At 72.6% G+C, this 20,125-nt stretch carries 16 protein-coding genes and 1 pseudogene; 10 read left to right on the top strand and 7 right to left on the bottom strand.

Annotated features, from left to right (window positions below):
• The first annotated feature begins 239 nt into the window (after positions 1–239).
• The 8 genes and pseudogenes from ACIRYZ_RS19295 (at position 240) to ACIRYZ_RS19260 (ending at position 8,216) form a co-directional block, all read left to right on the top strand.
• Complete coding sequence (locus ACIRYZ_RS19295; RefSeq protein ID WP_402945679.1) at positions 240–1,682, top strand: acyl-CoA dehydrogenase family protein; 1,443 nt, start codon at positions 240–242, stop codon at positions 1,680–1,682.
• 8 nt (positions 1,683–1,690) lie between these two features.
• Positions 1,691–1,978 (top strand): annotated as a pseudogene (locus tag ACIRYZ_RS19290) (transposase); the annotation flags it as partial.
• A 276-nt stretch (positions 1,979–2,254) separates the two neighbouring features.
• Entirely contained in the window at positions 2,255–4,144 is a 1,890-nt protein-coding gene (locus tag ACIRYZ_RS19285; protein ID WP_402945742.1) for an amidohydrolase, read from the top strand.
• Positions 4,145–4,163: 19 nt separating this feature from the next.
• Positions 4,164–4,310 carry a hypothetical protein gene (locus ACIRYZ_RS19280; protein ID WP_402945677.1) on the top strand — a complete coding sequence of 49 codons (147 nt, stop codon included), beginning with the start codon at positions 4,164–4,166 and terminating at the stop codon, positions 4,308–4,310.
• The gene (locus ACIRYZ_RS19275; protein WP_402945675.1) at positions 4,307–5,383 is read left to right on the top strand and encodes an MBL fold metallo-hydrolase; all 1,077 of its coding nucleotides are present in this window, start codon (positions 4,307–4,309) and stop codon (positions 5,381–5,383) included. Before ACIRYZ_RS19280 ends, ACIRYZ_RS19275 begins: the two co-directional genes overlap by 4 nt.
• Positions 5,384–5,454: 71 nt before the next feature.
• On the top strand, positions 5,455–6,258 hold the full coding sequence (locus ACIRYZ_RS19270; RefSeq protein WP_402945673.1) for an alpha/beta hydrolase: 804 nt from the start codon (positions 5,455–5,457) through the stop codon (positions 6,256–6,258).
• A gap of 99 nt (positions 6,259–6,357) precedes the next feature.
• A complete protein-coding gene (locus tag ACIRYZ_RS19265) occupies positions 6,358–7,371 on the top strand; it encodes an alpha/beta fold hydrolase (protein WP_402945671.1) in 1,014 nt (337 codons plus the stop codon).
• A 167-nt stretch (positions 7,372–7,538) separates the two neighbouring features.
• Positions 7,539–8,216 carry a YoaK family protein gene (locus ACIRYZ_RS19260; RefSeq protein WP_402945669.1) on the top strand — a complete coding sequence of 226 codons (678 nt, stop codon included), beginning with the start codon at positions 7,539–7,541 and terminating at the stop codon, positions 8,214–8,216.
• 21 nt (positions 8,217–8,237) lie between these two features.
• Here ACIRYZ_RS19260 and ACIRYZ_RS19255 read toward each other — a convergent pair whose 3' ends face one another.
• Positions 8,238–11,039 carry an AAA family ATPase gene (locus tag ACIRYZ_RS19255; RefSeq protein WP_402945668.1) on the bottom strand — a complete coding sequence of 934 codons (2,802 nt, stop codon included), beginning with the start codon at positions 11,037–11,039 and terminating at the stop codon, positions 8,238–8,240.
• Positions 11,040–11,124: 85 nt separating this feature from the next.
• Positions 11,125–13,833, bottom strand: a complete 2,709-nt coding sequence (locus ACIRYZ_RS19250) for an ATP-binding protein (protein WP_402945666.1) — start codon at positions 13,831–13,833, stop codon at positions 11,125–11,127.
• A gap of 875 nt (positions 13,834–14,708) precedes the next feature.
• Between ACIRYZ_RS19250 and ACIRYZ_RS19245 the strand changes: the two genes are divergently transcribed.
• Positions 14,709–15,275, top strand: a complete 567-nt coding sequence (locus tag ACIRYZ_RS19245) for an RICIN domain-containing protein (RefSeq protein ID WP_402945664.1) — start codon at positions 14,709–14,711, stop codon at positions 15,273–15,275.
• A gap of 368 nt (positions 15,276–15,643) precedes the next feature.
• Here the strand turns inward: ACIRYZ_RS19245 and ACIRYZ_RS19240 are convergent, their stop codons facing one another.
• The 5 genes from ACIRYZ_RS19240 to ACIRYZ_RS19220 form a co-directional block, all read right to left on the bottom strand.
• Complete coding sequence (locus ACIRYZ_RS19240) at positions 15,644–15,790, bottom strand: hypothetical protein (RefSeq protein ID WP_402945662.1); 147 nt, start codon at positions 15,788–15,790, stop codon at positions 15,644–15,646.
• A gap of 134 nt (positions 15,791–15,924) precedes the next feature.
• Complete coding sequence (locus ACIRYZ_RS19235; protein WP_402945740.1) at positions 15,925–17,394, bottom strand: serine/threonine-protein kinase; 1,470 nt, start codon at positions 17,392–17,394, stop codon at positions 15,925–15,927.
• A gap of 92 nt (positions 17,395–17,486) precedes the next feature.
• Positions 17,487–17,822, bottom strand: coding sequence for a hypothetical protein (locus ACIRYZ_RS19230; protein WP_402945660.1), 336 nt, complete (start codon positions 17,820–17,822; stop codon positions 17,487–17,489).
• Positions 17,823–18,348: 526 nt separating this feature from the next.
• Positions 18,349–18,684: a hypothetical protein gene (locus ACIRYZ_RS19225; protein WP_402945658.1), complete on the bottom strand. Its 336-nt coding sequence runs from the start codon at positions 18,682–18,684 to the stop codon at positions 18,349–18,351.
• 355 nt (positions 18,685–19,039) lie between these two features.
• A complete protein-coding gene (locus ACIRYZ_RS19220; protein WP_402945657.1) occupies positions 19,040–19,405 on the bottom strand; it encodes a hypothetical protein in 366 nt (121 codons plus the stop codon).
• On the opposite strand from ACIRYZ_RS19220, the gene ACIRYZ_RS19215 reads away from it, so the two are divergent.
• Positions 19,374–20,000: a hypothetical protein gene (locus ACIRYZ_RS19215; RefSeq protein WP_402945655.1), complete on the top strand. Its 627-nt coding sequence runs from the start codon at positions 19,374–19,376 to the stop codon at positions 19,998–20,000. The two genes, ACIRYZ_RS19220 and ACIRYZ_RS19215, sit on opposite strands and share 32 nt — an antisense overlap.
• The last annotated feature ends 125 nt before the right edge of the window (positions 20,001–20,125 follow it).

The following is a 20,125-nucleotide window of genomic DNA, read 5'->3' as shown; positions in this document are numbered from 1 at the left end:
GGGACCGCGTTGAAGCGGCCCGGGCACCCTCCCGGCGAACCGCTGACCGGTGACCTGGAGCGGGGTGGGCACCTCGACGGGTGGGTAATGGGACGGCGTTGCGCAGCGCGGCTGCTCTGTGTTCGTGTAGCCAGGCGGCGGTGCGTAGTAGGAGGCTTCCGGGCCGGACCCGCAGGTTGCCCCGGTTGCGCAGAATGGCTCCGAGCATGCGAGTCGGACTTTCTGGAACGGGTGGAGACATGACTGATCTTGCGGACGCCGTCGCGCCCCTGTCGACCGAGGAATTCATTGCGGGCGTCGAGGCGGCCGCCTCGCGTTTCGACGCGACGACCTACCCGCAGCGGGAGCTGCACACCGACGACTGGGCCGTCCTGACAGGGGCGGGCGTGCTGCTGCCGGTGCTGCCGGCCGAGTACGGGGGCCGTGACAGCCACACCGAGATGTGCCGGGTCGTCGAGGTCCTGGCCGAGCAGAACCTAGCTGTCGCCGTCTACACGGCGATCGTCACCGGGCTGGCGCTGCGGCCCGTCGTGCTGTGGGCCGAGGAGGAGGCCAAGCGCGAGGTCCTGCCCCTGTTCGCCGGCCCGCTGGCGCCGACGGCGGGCTTCGCCTCCACCGAGCCCGGCTGCGGCTCGGCCATGTCGGGCCTGGCCACCACCTTCGAGGAGGTCGAGGGCGGCTACCGCATCTGCGGCCAGAAGCACTGGCAGGCGCTGAGCGCCACTGCATCCTGGTGGGTGGTCGTCGCCAAGCGGGACTGCGGCGAGAGTCGCGAGTACGGGTGGTTCGTCGTCGAGCGCGGCGACGGGTTCCACACCTCGCGGCGCTACGAGGCGCTGGGCCTGAAGGTGATCGACTACGGGGTCAACGACATCGACGCGTTCGTCCCCGCGCACCGGCGCATCAACGCCGGGACGAGGGATCTGAGCTCGATGGTGGACATCTACCTGTCGGGGCGGGCGATGATCGGAGCGCTGGCGTGCGGCTTCCTGCGCCGCGTCGCCCGCGAGGCACGCGCCTACGCCGACGCCCGTCGCGTCGGGCGCTCGCCGCTGTCGGCGATCGGGTTCGTCCGCTACCGGCTCGAAGCCATCGACAGCGCCCACACAGTCTGCGCGGCGCTCAACCACTACGTCCAGACCCGGCTGGACCTCAAGTCCGACCTCACCCCCGAATTCCCGTCCATCCAGGCCGTCAAGACCGTCGCCACGGAGCTGATGGTCAGCTCCGCCAACCACTACCAGCAGCTCGCCGGCGGTGAGGGCTATCGGTGCGGCTCGCCGACCAACATCGCCGCCCAGGCGTTCCTGGACTCCCGGGTCTTCACCATCTTCGACGGCACCAACGACCTCCTCAGCCAGCAGCTCGCCCAGCACTGCTTGGACAGCGCGGACGGCCGCTCACTCAGCGCCTTCCTGGCCGCATGGGCGCCGACCGCGCCCGCCGTCTCAGCGCACGGCCTCGACCTCCGGTTCCTCGACCGCGAACTCAGGCAGGAGCACCTGGTCCTGGCCGGCCGGGCGATCGCCTACACCTTCGCCGCAGCCCGCGTCCTGCAGTGGGCCGCCGAGACCGGTGCCGACGCCGACCGGGTCCGCACGGCAGCCGAATTCCTCACGGCCGACATCGACCGCGTCCGCGTGGAGTTCGGCCTCCTGGAGCGCCTCGGGGTCGACGCCTGAACCGTTTTGTGCCCCGCCTGCCCGCCTGCCCGCCTCCGGCGCCGTCGGCACCAGGTGGCTCTACGTATGGGGCGTTTACCGGACAAGGGGTGGGGTGGTCCGACGGACGCGCAGTGGAAGCGGCTTCGGCCACTCCTGCCGGTGGGCAACGGACGCTGCGGTCGGTGGCGGGATCACCGACAGGTGATCCCGCCACGCTCTATCGGATTCAGGCGGGTGTGCAGTGGCCTGATCTGCCGGAGCACTACGGGCCCTGGAAGACGGTGCACCAGTGGCATCACCGATGGTCGGCAGACGGCACTTGGGAGTTGCGTCTTTGTGCGGCCTCCATGACGAGGTGGGGCGCGGTGGCTACGTGCGATGGCGGGAGAGCCAACGCGTGTGTCATCCGCTGCTGCCCGGTAGGTGCGGTCAGGGGTGCCTCGCCACGGCCCGCCCCGGCTTCGCACCGGGGTCGATCCCCAGCCGTGCCAGGCGGTCGCGGCGCGTCAGGACTGGGGTCTTTCCACGGTTCGAGCGGACCGGGCCCGGTGCTGTCCTGTGGGTGGCACCCACCGACGCGAGGAGCTCCGATGACATCGATGCCCGTGGCGGGCCTGCGGTCCAGCCAGGGGGACGACCGCGCCGACCTGGTCGTCCGCAACGCGCGGATCCACACCGGCGACCCGCGCCGCCCGGCGGCCTCGGCGCTGACCGTGCGGGGCGGGCGAATCGGCGTGGTCGGTGACGACTGGGACGTCGCGCCGCACATCGGGCCGAACACTCGGGTCGTGGACGCGCAGTACCGCAGGGTCGTCCCTGGGCTGAACGACTCGCACTGCCACGTCGTCCGCGGCGGCCTGCACTTCGTCCTGGAGTTGCGGTGGGACGGCGTGCCGTCGCTCGCGGTGGGACTCAGGATGCTGCGGGAACAGGCCGCCCGGACACCGACGGGCCAGTGGGTCCGCGTCGCCGGTGGCTGGAGCGTCGAGACGGTCGCCGAGCACCGCCTGCCCTCGCCCGCCGAGTTGAACGCGGCGGCGCCGGACACGCCGGTGATCATCACGCACCTGTACCAGTCCGCGGTGCTGAACCGCGCCGCCCTGCGCGCGGCGGGCATCACCCGCGACAGCCCCGACCCGGCGGGCGGGCAGATCGTCCGCGGCCACGACGGTGAGCCGACCGGGATGCTGATCGCTGCCCCGGCCGCCGGGCTGCTCTACTCGACGATCGCCAAGGCCCCGGTGCTCGATCCCGCTCTGCAGAAGGCTTCCACCGCCCACTTCCTGCGCGAGCTCAACCGGTTCGGCCTTACCTCGCTGGTGGACGGCGCCGGCGGTTTCCAGGACTTCCCGTCGGGCTACACGGTTGTCACGGAGCTGGCCGCCGCGGGGGAGCTCACGGTGCGAGTCGCGTACCACCTGTTCCCGCAGACGCTCGGGCAGGAGGTCGAGGACCTGCGGCGCTGGGCCACCATGGTCAAGCCCGGCGACGGGGACGAGTGGCTCAGGTTCAACGGCGCGGGCGAGAACCTCATCTGGGCCGCCACCGACTTCGAGAATTTCGCCCAGCCGCGTCCTGAACTCGGTCCGTACGAAGCCAAGTTGGAACAGGCGGTGCGGGTCCTGCTGGAGAACGGCTGGGGATTCCGGCTGCACGCCACCTACGACGAGACCATCCGCCGCGATCTGGCAGTCTTCGAGAAGCTCGCCGCCGAGGGGCTCTTCCCGGGACCGGGACGGTGGCTTTTCGACCACGCCGAGACCGTCTCGCCGGAGAGCCTGGACCGCATCGCGGCGCTCGGCGGGTCGCTGGGGGTGCAGCACCGGCTGGCGTACCAGCGCGAGACGTTCGCGCGCCGGTACGGCGCCGCCGTGGCGGCGGCCGCCCCGCCGCTCGGCGCGATGCTCGAGCGCGGGCTGAGTGTCGCGGCCGGAACCGACGCGACCCGGGTCTCCACCTACAACCCCTGGGTGGCGCTGCACTGGCTCGTCTCCGGGCGCACCGTCGGTGGCCTGCGCACCCGCTCGGCAGCACACTGCGTCAGCCGGGAGACCGCCCTGGAGATGTACACCGCCGCCGGGGCCCGCCTCACCGGCGAGCAGGACGTGAAGGGCCGGCTGAGCCCGGGCTTCCTCGCGGATCTCGCGATCCTCACCGACGACTACTTCACCGTCGCCGAGCAGGACATCCCGCTCATCGAAGCCGCCCTCACCGTGGTCGGCGGCCGGATCGTGCACGCGGTCGGCGAGTTCGAGGGCCTCGCGGCGCCCGCGCCGCCGGTCGAACCCGTCTGGAGCCCGCTCGCCCACTTCGGCGGCTACCAGGCCGGCCCGCGCCGGGCCGGCGACGGAGCGCGCCAGGCCGAGCTGCTGGGCCAGGCCGCCGCCGAGGCTGAGGAACGGCGGCGCTGGCACAGCCAGCGCGGGGCCGCTCTCGAGGCGGACGCCATCGTCCGCATGTCCGACCCCTGCTTCGAGTGAGGAGAGCGAGGAGAGCGTCATGAACGCCGGGCTGTTGATCCTGCGCGCCGTCACCGGCCTGCTCGCCCGGGTCCTGCTGCACCGCGCGCCGCCCCGCGGGCTCTTCCGCCACGAGCACCTGAATCCCCCCGCACCGCACCACCGATCCCGAAAGGCCACTCCATGAGCCAGTCGATGAACGCCCCGGCGAACCGCCGGGCCCTGCTACGCACGGCGGCCGTGCTGCCCGCGGTCGCCGTTGCCGGCACCGCCCTGGGCGGCACAGCAGCAGCCTCCCCGACCGCCACCCCCGGCCTCCCCGACTTCGCACCGGTGCCACCCACCGCGAAGGGGCCGAAGACCAACGACGCGGGCTACTACGTCGGCCGGATCGACGGGAACCTCCACTGGGTCACCGACGGGTACTACCAGGCGATGTTCCTCAGCACCCGGGAAGGCGTCGTCCTGGTCGACGCCCCGCCGACCATCGGGCACAACCTGCTGCGGGCGATCGCCGACGTGACGCGGGTCAACGGCCGTCCGTCACAGGTCACGCACCTCGTCTACTCGCACTCGCACGCCGACCACGCGGGCGCCTCGTCGATCCTCGGCAAGGACGTCGTGCGGATCGGCCACGCCGAATGCCGTCGCCTGCTGCTGCGCGACGGCGACCCGAACCGTCCCGCGCCGACCGTCACCTTCGAGGACCGCTACACGCTGGAGGTCGGCGGCGAGCGCCTGGAGCTGGCCTACCACGGCCCCAACCACAGCCCGGACAACATCTTCATCCACGCGCCGGAACACAGGACCCTCATGGTCGTCGATGTCATGTATCCGGGCTGGGTGCCGTTCAAGAACCTCGCGGTCTCCCAGGACATTCCGGCCTGGCTGCGGGCGCAGGACATCGCCATGGGCTACCCGTGGCGGACCCTGGTCGGCGGCCACCTCGGCCGGCTGGGCGTGCGCGCGGACGGCGACCTCCAGCGGGCCTACGCGGCCGACCTCGAAGCCTCCACCCGGGCCTCGATGAACCTGGACCCCACGCCGTACTTCGCGAAGTACGGCCCGCAGGGCAACTCGTGGGCGATCTTCAAGACCTACCTCGACGCGGTGGCGGCGCAGGCCGCCGCGCCGGTGGTCGCCAAGTACACCGGCGTCCTCGCCGCAGCCGACGTGTTCACGCTCGAGAACGCCGCGGCCATGGTCGAGTCCCTCCGGATCGACGCCGGGATCCTCGGCCCGTTCAGCACCCGACCCTGAGGCCTGTCTGACGCATCGTCAGGCCCGAACCAGTGCCAGCCGATTCCGTTCCCGAGAAAGGGCACGCGGCCATGACCAGCCCGATCCCCGTCCTCTTCATCCACGGCCTGTGGCTGCACAGTGCCTCCTGGCAGCCGTGGATCGACCTCTTCCGCGACGAGGGCTACGCCCCGTCAGCGCCGGGCTGGCCCGGCGACCCGGACACCGTGGAGGAGGCCCGGCAGAACCCGGAGAGCATCGCCGACCACGGCATCGACGACGTCGTCGAGCACTACGCGACGATCATCGGCGGCCTGGGAACGCCGCCGATCCTCATCGGCCACTCCTTCGGCGGAATGATCGCCCAGAAGCTCCTCGGCCAGAACCTGGCGGCGGCGGCCGTAGCGATCGACGCGGCCCAGATCAAGGGCGTCCTACCGCTTCCGCTGTCCGCGCTGCGGTCGACGCTGCCGGTGTTCAAGAACCCGGCGAACAAGCACCGAGCGGTGTCCCTGACCGCCGAGCAGTTCCGCTTCGCGTTCGGCAACGCGCTGAGCGAGGAGGAGTCCGCCAGGCTGTTCGAGCAGTGGACCATCCCGGCACCGGGCAAGCCCCTGTTCGAGGCCGCTGAGTCGAACTTCAACCCTCACTCGCCGGCCAAGGTCGACACCGCCAACTCCGGACGTGGCCCGCTGCTGCTGGTGTCCGGAGGCAAGGACCACACCGTCCCGGAGTCGGTCACCCGCGCCACGCTCAAGCAGTACCGGCACTCCGAGGCGGTCACCGAGTTCATGGCCTTCCCCGACCGCGGGCATTCGCTGACCATCGACAGCGGCTGGCGCGAGGTCGCCGACGCGGCGCTGGCCTGGCTGCGGCGTCAGGGTGGGCAGGCCTGACCACCTCGCCGACGGCGGCACGACCGACGTCCGCCGAACCCGGGACCCCGTCAGGGGCCGCCGATCCTCCGTCACCCATCACCGGCCCTGGAGCACTGAGTGAGATTCCCCCTGCCCGGAACCCGCAGCAACCGCCGACTGCTCGGCGCGGCCCTGGCCGTGGCCGTCGCCGTGGGCACGACGGCGATCGGCGCCGCCGCGGCCCCCACCTCCGCCTCCTCCACCTCGTCGACCTCGTCCGCCGGTGAGCGGATACCCGCAGGGTTCAGCGAGCACCGGACCCGGGCGGCCGGCATCGGCCTGCACTACGTGGTCGGCGGCCACGGGCCGACGCTGGTGCTGCTCCACGGCTACCCGCAGACCTGGTACGAGTGGCACGGCATCATGCCCGCCCTGGCCGCGCACTACACGGTCATCGCCCCGGACCTGCCCGGCGCCGGGCAGAGCGACGCCCCGCCCTCGGGCTACGACAAGAGGACGATGGCCGCCGAGCTGCACGCGCTGCTGGTGTCGCTCGGCAAGGACGACGACGTGCGGATCGTCGGCCACGACATCGGCACGATGGTCGCCTACTCCTACGCCGCTCAGTACCCCGCCACCGTCAAGAAGCTGGTCCTCAGCGAGGCGCCGATCCCGGACCTGGGCATCTACCAGATCCCCTCGCTGACCCAGCGGGGCCCCGGGGTCTGGAACTTCGGGTTCTTCAACCTGACCGACGGCCTGCCGGAGAACATGATCCGGGGCCGTGAGGTCACCTGGACCGCGGGCTTCATCGGCGGGTTCGAGGGTGTCCCGGGAGCGGTGAGCCAGGACGACATCCGGGTGTTCGCCCACTACCTGCGCGACCCCGCCCACCTGGCGGCGAGCCTGGCCTGGTTCAGGGTGTTCCCGCAGGACATCCGCGACGACGCGCAGTTCCGGCGGACCCCGCTCCCGATGCCGGTGCTCGCCATCGGCGCGTCGGGCAGCCTCGGAAGCGCCGAGGGCGACCAGGTCAAGGCGTACGCCTCCGACGTCACCGGCGTGACCATCCCGGACTCCGGCCACTGGATCTACGAGGAACACCCCGAGGAACTGACCGTCATGCTGCTCGACTTCCTCGGCCGGCCCTGAACCCCCGACGTCGGAAAGGGCGATCGTGATCAAGAGCTTCCCCACCTTCGAGCCCACCCTGTCCGGCGCGGCCGCGCGGGCCACCGCCTGATCCGGCGACCACCGGGTGGCGGGGCCGGACGGCGACGCGCGGTCCCGCCGCCCTCGACGCGGAAGGAGAACGATCCATGCCCGACACCCGGAACCACGGGCCCCTGCCCGCGCTGCTCCTGGCCCTGACGGTGGCGACCGGACTGGTCGACGCCGTCAGCTACCTGGTGCTCGGCCACGTCTTCGTCGCGAACATGACCGGCAACATCGTCTTCTCCGGCTTCGCGCTCAGCGGCGTCGGGGGAGTGTCGTGGAGCGCGACGCTGCTGGCCGTGGGAGCCTTCGGCGCCGGGGCGTACCTCGGCGGACGCCACGTCGGCGGCAGCACCGCGCACCGCGGGCGACTGCTGGCGCTCTCGACCGCAGTGCAGTGCGCCGTCGTCATCGGGGCCGCCGTGCTGGCGGCGCTCGCCGACCCGGGGCGGCGAGCGGTCCAGCTGGCCCTCGTCGCCCTGCTCGCGGTGGCGATGGGGATGCAGAACGCCGTCGTGCGGCGCCTGGCCGTCCCCGACCTGACCACGACGGTGCTGACCCTGACCACCGCCGGCCTGTTCGCCGACCGGACCACCTCCCGCATCCGCGGACTGCGCGTCGCCTCGATCCTGGCGATGGCCGCGGGTGCATTCGGCGGCGGACTGCTGTTGCGGCACACCGACGTGGCAGCCCCGCTGTGGACCGTCGCGGGGCTGCTCGCCGTCTGCTCGGCCGCCGCCGACCGGCTCAGCCGTAGGCGGTCCGCCGAGGTCTGGGGCTGACCCGACGATCCCGCCGCGGCGCTAACCGGAGGTCGAGGGGCCGTCGGCGAGTCCGGTCGGTTCGAGTGCGGCGGCGATCTTCCGCCGCGAGGTGATGCCGAGCTTGCGGAACACCTTGTTCAGGTGGAACTCGACCGTCGAGGTCGTGATGAAGAGCCGGGAGGCGATCTCGGCGTTGGTCAGTCCCGAGGTGGCCAGCAGCGCCACCTGTCGTTCCTGGGGAGTGAGATCGAGCCTGGTCCCCGGGACACGTCTGCGCGCCGTCTCCCCGGTCGCGAGCAGCTCGGTCCGGGCCCGCTTGGCGAACAGCGCCGCACCCCCGGCCTCGAACAGCTCGTGCGCGGCCCGCAGATGTGTCCTGGCCTCGGACCGGCGCTTGCGCCGCCGGAGCCATTCGCCGAACAGCAGTCGTGACCGGGCGTGTTCCGCGGCCAGCGGAACGCGCCCCAGCAGATCGATCGACTCCGCGTACCACTGCTCGGCCTCGGCGCCCTCCGCCACCAGCGCCCGGCACCGGGCCAGCAGCCCCAGCGCCCACGGCGTTCCGGCGAGCGGCGCACGCGCCTCGAGCCGCTCCAGCGCGAGGGCCGCTGTGCGCCGGTCGCCGGTTCGGACGGCGGCCTCGACGAGCATCGGCAGCACCAGGTTGCCTTGTGACGGTGCGTCCTCGTGGTAGACGGTCAGCGCATGGCGCAGCGCCTCGTCGTAGCACCCTCTGCCGAGCTCGAGGACGCAGAGCGCGTGGAGCGCCAGTTGGCGCAGCAAGCCCAGTCCGTAGGTATCGGAGACGGCCTCCATCATCGCCACGGCGGTGCGCGCCTCGCCCTCCCGGCCCATCCACGCGTACAGCAGGGCCTTGCGGAGGTCCCCGTGCGTCGCCAGCCCGATCGCGGTGGCGTAGTCGTCGGCCTCCGCGTAGAGCGCCTCGGCCGCGGCCAGCCGCCCGTTCCAGATCTCGGTGTACGCCAGGTCCGACAGGGACAGGCTGAGGCTGTAGAGCGCTCCGTGGCCGCGATCCACGGCCGCCAGCCGGCTGACGATCTCCGCGTACGCGTCGATGTCCCACACCTCGGTCGCGGCGATGCTCACCAGGACGCTGAACGGACTGGCCATGTTGCGGAGTTCGGCCGCCGAGCGGAGCCGGGCCAGGGCCGCCCGGATGGTCGTCACGCTGCTTCGGTAGCTGCCGGCCGACCGCAGGGCCAGGCCTTCGACCAGCTCGCTGGGGCTCCAGGACGGGGTGTCCGGCTCGGGCGCGGCGGCTCTCACGGCCTCGGACACGGCCGCCGAGGTGGTGCGGTAGACGGGATCCCCGGCGATGACGGCGGCGTGCACGGCCTCGTAGAGCAGCTCCCGGGTCGTCCGGGGGTCCGCGTCGGCGAGTTCGTCCACGGCGTCGAGCATCATGGCCGGGACCCGGTCGATGCGGGTGTTGAACAGCTCGACCGAGGCCCGGATCCGCAGCGCGCGGGCCCGGGCGGCGGGACGGTCGAGGGCGGGTGCGGCGAGGTCGAGCAGGGGTTGCACCGCGGCGTGGTCGCCGGAGGCCAAGTGGGCCTGGGCTGCCGCGAGGTAGCGCTCGGCGCGCTGGGCCGGGTCGGTGGTGAGTTCGGCGGCCTTGGACAGGAACAGCGCCTGGGCGGAGTAACCGCCCCTGGCCCGGGCCCAGTCCGAGGCGGCGTCCAGGTCCGCGGCCGCCGAGTCGTCGGTGCCGAGGACCGCCTCGGCCCGGTGCCAGGCGCGCCGGTCGGGAACGCGAGCCGGATCGCTGGCCGCAGCGAGCGCGGCATGGACCCGCCGCCGGTCGTCCCCGGAAGCCGCCGCGTAGACCGACGACCGGATCAGCGGATGCCGGAACCCGCCGCCGGCCCCGTGGTTCAGGATCCCCGCGTCGACAGCCGCGACGGTGGCGCCGGCCGGCAGGCCCAGCACGCCCGCCGCATGCCACACCACCGCCATGTCGTCGGTCGGCGCCGCGGCCATGAGTAGGAGCAGTGTCCGGGTGTCCGAGGGCAGTGCGGCAACCGATTGCCGGAAGTGCTCCTCCAGCAGCCTGCCCACCGGCAGCGGCTCGGGCATCGGCGCGACTCCGGCCAGCTGTTCGGCGCCCAGGTTCGCGCCCAGTTCGATGAGCGCCAGCGGATTGCCCCCGGTGCCGGCCACGATCCGGTCCGCGACCGCCGTGTCCAGGTGGCCGGGAACGGCGAGGGAGAGCAGTTCCCTGGCGTCGGAGGCGGGCAGCCCGTCGACCCGCAGGTGCGGCATGGCGTCGAACAGCCCGCGGCCGCCGAGGTCGTCCCTGGCCGCGAAGATCAGGCCCAGCGAGTCGGCGTGCAGGCGCCGGGCGACGAAGGCCAGCGTCTCGGCCGACTCCCGGTCGAGCCAGTGGACGTCGTCCACCAGGCAGAGCAGCGGCAGTTCCGATGCCACGTCGGACAGCACGGTCAAGGCCGCGAGACCCACCAGGTGCCGGTCCGGCGGCGCGGCGTCCGCCAGGCCGAACGCCGCGTTCAGCGCGTCCCGCTGCCTGGCGGGAAGCTGGTCGACGCGGTGCAGGTGCGGCCGCAGCAGCCGGTGCAGCGCGCCGTAGCCCAGGGGCTGTTCGGCCTCGACACCGACCAGCCTCGTCAGCTCCACACCGGCGGCCAGGACCGCCGCGCGGTCCAGCAGCCGCGTCTTGCCGATCCCGGCCTCGCCCACGAGCACCAGGACGCCGCCGAGTCCCTCCCGCACCGCGTCGAGCAGCTGTCCGATCGCTTCGCATTCGGCGGAGCGACCGACCAGCGGCCGGACCGCCCCGGAACGAGGCCCGCGCCACACCATGGAAACCCCCCTGTCCTCGAAACCCTGACCGAGGGAAACGCTAGGTGCGCGAGGGTTGGGCGATCGAGCGTCACATGACTGCGGATCAACTCAACGTCACCGTGCGCAGTTCGGTGCGCGAGACGACGCCGAGCTTGGGGAAGATCCGGTGCAGGTGCGAGCTGACCGTCCGGTGCGACAGGTAGAGCCGCTCGCCGATCTCACGGTTGGTCAGGCCGTCGGCGGCCAACCGGACGATCTGCAGCTCGTGCGGGGTCAGCTGGTCGCGGACGTCCGGAGCCCGGGCGCGGCTGGTCTCACCGGCCGCCCGCAGCTCCCGGCGGGCCTTCTCCCCCCAGGGAGTCGCACCGAGCGCGTCGAACATGTCGCGGGCGGTGCGTAGGTGCTCCCTGGACTCGACGCTGCGGCGGCGCCGCCGCAGCCACTCGCCGAAGGCCAGGTGCGTACGGGCCCGGACCAGCGGCAGGGCGCTGAGATCGGCGCCCAGCGCGGCTTCGAAGTGCGGCTCGGCGTCGCCGTCGGCCGCCACCAGGGCCCGGACCAGGCGCAGATCGGCGTGCAGGGCCGGCGCCGGCGTCAGTTCGGCGACCGCCTCGAGCTCCGCCACGACCGGCAGCACCGCCTTGGTGCGTCCGCAATGTGTCGCGGCGTCGACCAGGTCGCCGAGGGTGGTCAGCCGCAGTGCGACCTGGAACGCCGGGTCCGCCGGATCGTGCAGCCGCCGGAAGTGGCCGTACGCCTCCTCGAAGCGGCCCTGGCCCAGCGCGGACAGGCCGCGTGCCATCGCCGCGGTCGCCAGCACCGGACGCGCCCCGACCGGCAGGCCGATCTCCTCGGCCGCCTCGGCGAGCAACAGGGCGTCGTCCTGCTCGCCGCGCAGCGCCGCGAGCTTGGCGGCCGTGGCGGTCATCAGGGCGTACATCATGGTCTGGTTGGTCTCGCGCGCCAGCCGTCGGGACTCCTCGGTCGCCGCGATCGCGGCGCCGAGGTCCCCGGCGACCAGGGCGCTCCACGCGTCCGCGCCGACCGTGCGGGCCAGCAGCCCCAGGCGCCCCTGGGCGCGCAGCCCCGCGCCGCCGGCCGCCGAGAAGGCCCGGGCCAGACCGAAACCGCCGGCGAGCAGGGCCGCCGTGCTCAGCATCCGGTAGGCGCGCCCGTCGTCGCCCTCCCGCAGCACGACGTCCCGGGCCCGGTCCAGGACGTACGCGCCGCGTTCGATCGGCGCGGCGTAGGCGCAGATGGCCAGCCGCCACGGATCGAGTTCGTCCGCCACCATGCGTTCGACGGCTGCCAGGACCTTGCGCCGGGCCTCGGGGCCCGGGTCGGACCAGAAGCAGAGCTGGGCCGCGCTCCACAGGATCCGCAGCGCGAGTGCCGGGTCTTCGGCGGCCATCTCCTCCGCGAGGGCCGTGAGCGAGATGGCACCGGAGGAGTGGCTGTGGAGCCCTTCGTCGCAGCTGCCGCGGAGCCACACCACCCTGGCGTGCTGCTGCCTGGACAACCGCCCGGTCAGAGCCCGGTCCAGCAGCCTGGTCACGGTTTCCGGCCGGCCGAGTTCCGCAGCGAAATCGGCTGCCAGCAGCAGGCGTTCGGCACGCCGGCCGGCGTCCTCGCTGAGCGCGGCGGCCTGTTCCAGGGCGGTGACGGCCGCGGCAATTCCGCCGCGGCGGGCGGCCCGCCGCGCCGCGTCCTGCAGGGTGGCGGCGACGGACTCGTCGGGGTTCCCGGTCGCGGCGGCACGGTGTCGCACCTGCCGGTCCGGTTGGCCGTCGAGCACCGAGGCGAGCGCGGCGTGCGCGGCGCGCCGGACGTCGGCCGCCATCGCCTGTTGGATCGCCGACCGCATCAGCGGGTGCCCGAAGCGGAGCTCGGTCGCGACGACTTCGACCAGGCGAGCCCGGACGGCCGGCTCCAGTTCCGCCGCCCCGACGGCCGACTCCGTGAACACCCGGGTCGCGCTGTAGAGCTCCGGAAGTGAGGAGGCGTCATCCAGGGCGGCGACCTGGAGCAGGCTGCGGGTGGCCTCCGGCAGCGTCCTGAGACGATCGGTGAAGGCCCGCTCCAGTCGCTCGGTGAGCGGGATCTCAGCGACGTCCGGATTGCCGGATGCGCCCACCGTGCGCGACAGTTCGGTCAACGCCAGCGGATTTCCGGCCGCGGCGGACAGCAGCCGCCGGTGGGCGGTCGGCCGCAGGTGCGGGGCCCGGTCCGCGAGCAGCGCCGTCGCCTCGTCATCGGACAGCGGCTCAAGCAGCACGGTGGTCATCTCGTCGGGGTTCAGGCGTGATCGGTAGCCGTCGCGCGCGGCTCCCACCATGACCACCGCCTCGGTGACGACCCGGCGTGCCATGAACGCCAGGATGCTGACGGTGGCGTCGTCGAGCCACTGCACGTCGTCAGCGAGCACCAGCACCGGGGCGACCGCCGCGGCGTCCGCGATCAGGTTGAGGGCCGCCAGGCCGACCAGGAAGACGTCCGGGATGTCGGCCTCGGCGTGCCCCTGGGCGGCGTCCAACGCCTGTCGGTGCGGCGCCGTGAGCTCCGGCGTCCCTGCGGCCAGTGGGCGCAGGAGCATCTGCAGGCCGGCGTAGGGGATGTCGCTCTCGGCCTCGACGCCGCTGGTGCGTAACACCCGGTACCCCGAGGCTTCGGCAAGGGCGGCGGCTTCGGCGAGCAAGGCTGTCTTCCCGATTCCGGCCGGGCCACGCACCAGCACGGCACTGCCCCGGCTCCGCGACTCGGACAAAAGGCGGGCCAGGAGGTCCATCTGCCTTTGCCGGCCGACGAGCTCCACGTTCCTCCATCCAGTCCGGTCACTGGGGCGGGCGTGCCCGAAGGGTTATAGTACTGCGCCGCGCTGATGCCCCGGGACGCTGCCGCACCGCGGCGATCACTCGTCGCGGCCCGAAGGAGAATGCGAACACCGTCGGCTGTTGCGCCCGTGCCCGCCGAGGAAACCGGGTCTCAGCCGCGACAGGTCTCCAGCAGGGGCAGCCAGGCCTTATTGATGGTCGGGTAGGCGGGTACCGCGTGCCAGAGCCGGCTGAGCGGTACCTCGGGGGCGAGCCGGGTTGCAGAACCTCTGGGGCCGAGGGCCCACCACGGTCGTGCCGCCTGATCTCGCCTCGTGGAATGCGCTCGGCACTCACAGCGGCTGGACGTGGCGGGTGACTTCCTGGAGGTAGTCGTCGCCGTAGGCGGCTGCGACGTCGTCGAGGTCGATCATCGGTGGGATGTCGATGACCGGTTGCCGTTTGGCGCACGTGCCTGCTTGATCTCCGGCTTCCGGGCGATCTCTGGGACGGGTGCGCCTTTTCCTGTCTCATCGCTCGCTGTTGCCCGAATCCGGGCCGGGTGGGGTGTGCGGGAGCATGCCACCGGCCTATGCCCCTGTCTTTGCGCGGGCCGCGCGGGGGCTGGGCGTGAGCTGGGCGCGTCGCAACCCGGTGCACTTCGCGAGCCGCGGTCCACGCTCTCGTGCGTGTAGGGACGATCACACATCCTGAGGTCGGACGCCTCTCCTGGGGGCGCGTGCCGTGGATCCGTGGCGGGAGGGAGACATGGAGCCTCTGTTCCGCCACGTCGGTCAGCACCTCGACAGCCTTCTTCGCATGCACATGAGATGTGTCGCCCAGTTCGGACGGGCGACCTCGATCAAGGGAGATCACCGTGAAGGTAACCCGACGAGTCCGCGCCGCCGGCCTGTGCGCCCTGGCGGTCAGCGCGACGATGCTGGCCGTCGGCTCCACGCCGGCGGCGGCGAGCGTCGCCCCGTTGTTCAGGGCGAAGCTGATGGCCAACCACAGCGGCAAGTGCCTGGACGTCCCGGGCGCGAGCCAGGCCGCCGGGCAGCCCGTCCAGCAGTGGCACTGCTACGACGCGCCCGACAACCAGACGTGGAACTTCGTCGCCGCCTACAACAGCGACCTCGGGGGCGGATACCTCGCGGACAACTACTACACCGTCCGCGCCCAGCACAGCGGCATGTGCCTGGAGGTCCAGGGCGGGTCCACCGCCGACGGGGCGTCGGTCGTCCAGCAGCCCTGCGACACCAGCTACCAGACAACCCAGCAGCAATGGAAGCTCGTCCAGCGGCCCGACGGCTACTTCAGCCTGGTCGCCCGCCACAGCGGCAAGTGCCTGACGGTCCCGCAGGGGATCCTTGCCGACGGGATCTACGTGGGCCAGCAGGGCTGCTCCAACGACCTGCCCTACCAGGAATGGAAGCTCGTCTGAGCCCGCCTGCCATAGCCGGACGCCGCGCGTGGGCGCAACCGTCCCGGGCATAGAACCGGCGACGGGCCCTCGCGCGGCGTCCGATCCGGACTCGGGGCCCGCCGCTGGGAGCCGGTCGTCCGGAACCCGCCACGGGATGATCTTGAACACCCGGCGGGACCGGCGTCGGGTGTTGACGCGGCTCTCGTACTCTCCAGCGGGCCCGATGATCGCTGTCCCGCGAGCCGGCACACCCACGCGGTGCTCCCGCACGCCCCGCCCCGTACGGGTGACACCGCGTGCACCCTCCCGGGGGCCGGGCAACCTCCTGGCCGACCGCGAGGTCATTCAGGCGAGGACCTCGCCGCAGCGTATGCCGGTGCCGAGCATCAGGCCAGTACCGCGTCGTCGCCGACCGTGGCCGCGACCGTGGCGAACATCTCGGCCGTCTTGGTCGGCAGTTGGCAGCCGACGGTGTCGGCGAGTACGACGGTGCCGGCCCCGGCGGCGGTCAGGGCGTCCGCGTGGGCGGCCATCAGGCCGTGGAGCGCCCCTCCGTCCTGCCTTGCTCATCTGCGTGCCGCGGAAGTCTGGCCGAAGGTACCTGAGGTTCTGGTGAGGACGGTCGCGCTTCGGCAGGCCAGGGGCCGCGCCCGCCCGTGGCGGACGGCTATTGGGCGGCGGTGGGCGAGCTTGCTGCGGAGGAATCGTCGGCGGTGGGGGCGTGGACGGGGTCGCCGGGGCGGCGGCAGGTGGCCGGGTCCGGTGCGGGGGAGCCTTGGCAGACGTAGCTGCGGTCGGCCGGGTCCTGGCTGAGGTAGCGGCCCGAGCATCCGTCGCTCCCGTACCGGGCGCAGAAGTCGAGCGCCGCGTAGCCGTCCTCGAAGGTCTCGGGAGCGCGGACGATCCAGTGCCCCGGTGGGAGGGAGGCGAAGGCGTCGCTGTCCTCGAGGACGGCACGGGGGACCTGCTGCTCGATGGCCTCGAGCTGCCGGTCCCTTTCGTCGGTGCCGGCCGAGTGGGGGATCTCGGCCAGCTGGGCGATCCAGGTACCCGGCACCGGGGCCGGCGAGTCGGACGGGGCCGGGGGTTGTGCCGAGCCGGTAACGGACGAGCCGCCGTGAAGGCCTGGCAGCGTGAACGCGGCGGTGGCGGCGGCACCGAGGACGGCCGCACCCACGACGGCGGCGAGCAGGACGGGCAGCCGTCGGCGCCGTCGGGTGGTGGGGCGGCGCGAACCGGCCTCGGCCACGGGTGCGGGGTCCGCGACCAGGGGGTTGGGCGCGAGGAGGGTGGGGGCGCCGATGTGGCGCCGGTCGAGGCGGACCGTCGGGGTTGCCGGGTCGGCGGCCGCCTCGGCGGTTGCCCGGTCCGTGGCGGCGGTGGCGAGCAGTGGGGTGAGTTCGGCCGCGCGGGGGCGCTGCTCGGGGTCCTTGGCCAGCAGGGCGTCGATCACGGGCGCGAGCGGACCGGCGTGCGGTGGTGTGGGAAGCGGCTGGTCGCAGGCCGCCATCAGGGTCTCCCACACGGAGTCGCGCCGCAGCGGGTTGGCGCCCTCGACGCAGACGTAGAGCAGCATGCCGAGCGACCACAGGTCCGAGGCGGGTCCGACCGCGCCGCCGCGGATCCGCTCCGGCGCGACGTATTCGGGGGAGCCGACCAGGTCCCCGGTGGCGGTGAGCGTCTGCGCACCCTGGAGCGCGGCGATGCCGAAGTCGGTGAGGACGGCGGTGCCGTCCGGGCGGATGAGCACGTTGCCGGGCTTGACGTCGCGGTGCAGGATGCCCGAGGCGTGCGCCGCCCGCAGGGCTGCGAGGACGTCCAGGCCGATGCGGGCGGCCTGTGCGGGGTCGAGTGGCCCGTGGCCGAGCACCGCCGACAGGGACGGCCCGTCGACCAGCTCCATCACCAGCCACGGGTACGGCCGGTCGTCCAGGACCTCGTACACGGTGACGGCGTTGGGGTGGTTGACCCGGGCCAGCGCCCGTGCCTCGCGCAGCACCCGCTCCCGCGTCCGGTCGACGCGATCCGGCTCGGCGGAGCCGACGGAGCGCATCTCCTTCAGCGCCACCTGGCGCTCAAGGGTCAGATCACGGGCCCGCCACACGGTTCCCATACCGCCCGCGCCGAGCTGCTCCAGGAGTTCGAACCGGCCGGCCAGGAGACGGCCGACGGCGTGTCCCCGTTCCTCAGTCTTCCCGGCTGGTATCGCTCTCCGGTGTGCGGATGTGATCAGCCGCAGGTCGGGGCTGCGAGGAGCACCATGCCCGGTCCGCACAGGGCTGTCAGGAGGACGAGGGCCCAGGAGGTCACCATGGCCGCTCGTGAGTCGCTCCACCAGGCCGCCAGCCAGGACATCGACACTCCGAGCAGCCCGAGGCCGGCGAGGAGCAGCGTACCCAGTTCCGCGAGGACCTCGCCCGGTCCTCTGCCCCAGCAGATCAGGTCGCGATGGAAGAGGCGCCAGGACTCCACCGCGCACACGGCCAGGACGGCGGTCGCGACGACGGGGGCTGCTGAGCGTCGGCTCGGCTTCCGGGCCGGGGTGTTGATGGGGCGTGCGTTCACGTTGTTCTCCTCTGTCCGGTGCGAGGGACGCCCCCCATCAAGTGGCGTTGCACCCCGGCCGACTGTGTGGCCTCACGCGTCGAGGCGCCCTTGGCGGTCCGGTCGGCCGCCGGACCGGGGCCGGGCCGGTCAGGTGCTCCACGCAGGCGTGCGCCTAGCGATCGCCCGACGTGGTGGCCGGGCCGCCGGTGCTCCTGGTGGCCGTCGTCGGGGCCGGTTGCGGCGATGGCTTCGGTGAGGGCTCCGGTGAGGGCGAGGAGTGCGGTTCCCACCAGAACGGTCCGCCGGAGCGGATGGTACGTACGCATGTGGATCCTCATGGCTGTTCAGCGAACGGTGCGATGAGCAGCCGCGTGGGCCGTCCCGGTGGACGGCGGTACGGAGAAGGGGCTGCGGGTGGAGTGGGGGGCTCGACTCGTCAAGCTGTCCGACGGGTACCGGCTGCTCGTTGCCGAACAGCTTCGCCCCAGGATGCTGAGGAATGGATGAGGACGAAGCCGGCCTTCCGTCCTCCGCCCAAGCGCGGCTACCGCCAGGGGAGTTCGCCGTCGGACCCCGGGACCGTGTCGAACAGCACCTGGTAGAGCGGGCGGTTGACCGGCTCGCCGGTCGAGTCCGGCACCGTCACGGTCACCGCGGCCTCCGCAGCCGGGACCAGCGTGTAGCCGGCCTCCTCGACGGTGTCCAGAATCGCCCGCTCGGTGTCGGTGGCCGGCGGCTCGACCGGCTCGACGCGGAGTGGGCGGAACCTGCGGGGAGCGGCCGTGGTGACTCGGAGCAGGACGGCGTACGGTCCGAGCGCGGACAGTGGCAGCCACCACTCGTCGCGATGCTCTGACAGGTGGAGTGTGCGGTGGGTCACGGTGCCCCGGCCGGTGAAGCCTTCGACCTCGACTGTGGCGGAAAGCCTCGCGATCAGCTCTTCAGGGGGCGGTCCAGCAGCCCCATGGGCACTGAAGCTCACCGGGTCGCGGTGTGCGCGGGTGTTTCGGGCGGCTTCGAGGAAGCCTTCGACACGGTCCGGCCGATTCTCGTCCCGACTGGGGTCGAGTCGCTCGCGCATCCGGTGGCGGGCCGCGCGGATCCGGGGAATCGGCGGAGTCCACCGTGGACCGTGGGGCCTGGCGGGGTTCGGGTCGTCACCGTGGAGCAGCAGGTCCAGGGCTGCGGTGTAGTACTGCGTCGCCTGTTCGGGATGGCCGACTTCCGCCAAGTAGTCACCGAGTTCCTCGTAGGCGGCGGAGCCGCCCGCTGTGCGGGCAGGTCCACTGGATCGCCGCGGCGCCGGCCGAGATGGGGCCGCCGGGCAGCACGAACCACTGCTGACCCACTGTCCGGGCGCCGCTGGTCACGGTCGGCTGTGCGCCCCAGGCGCGGCCCGCGGTGCCCGTGCCGTCCACCCCGAGCAGCTGCCCGTTGGAGCCGCTCGCGCAGCCCCAGGCGCAGGAGGAGCGGAAGGTCCTGCCCACCACGGCGTTGGTGGTCCGGCTCGCTCCGTCCAGGAACCAGCGGTACCAGGAGGCGGTGTGGTAGCGCGCCGCGGGCCGGTACGTGTGGGAGACCGCGAAGGGATTCGACACCATCTGCTCGCAGACAGCCGGGTCGTGCGACTGGCAGAACGTCTTCGACCTCGGTGCCGGCGCTTCGACCGCCGCCGTTGAGGCGAACAACGGCGTCGACTACGTCGGCTGGTGCGGCGCCTGCGTGCCGTCCGACGAGCACGGGTCCGGCTTCAGGAGCGGCATCGCCACCAACTACGGCGGGACATGGCACGCCGTCAGCGCGCCGAACCTGCCGAACCGGTACGTCACCCGCCTGGTCAGCGACAAGGCCGACCCGGCTCACGTCTACGCCGTCTACGGCGGGTATTCCCGCAAGTGGATCCCCGCTGCCGGCGTCGGCCACGTCTTCGAATCCGGGGACGGCGGCATGACCTGGCGCGACATCAGCGGCAACCTGCCTGACGTGCCCGCTGACGCCCTGGTCATTGCCAAGGGCAAGTTGATCCTGGCCACCGATCACCTCGTCTACGCGACGGATGTCGACAACCCGCCCTGCTGGGTCCGGCTGGGCCGGGGCCTGCCCAGCTCCGTCGTCACCGACCTCGCCGTCGATCCCTCAGGCGACGCGGTGATCGCGGCCACCCACGGCCGGGGCCTGTGGCGGATCGACCTCTGAGGTACGGCGCTGCTCATCGCCGGCCCCCTCGCCTCGGGTAAGGGCTGTCGTGCGGCCGTGGTGTGGAGCTCGTACGGGCTCCGCACCACGGCCGAGGGCCTGTCGCAGCCGTCCTTGCCGGAGCT

The sequence above is a fragment of the Kitasatospora sp. NPDC101155 genome (assembly GCF_044768305.1).
In the GTDB taxonomy this organism is placed as follows: Bacteria; Actinomycetota; Actinomycetes; order Streptomycetales; family Streptomycetaceae; genus Kitasatospora.
The sequence above is the reverse complement of the archived record's forward strand: the minus strand, read 5'-3'. Positions and strand labels throughout refer to the sequence as shown.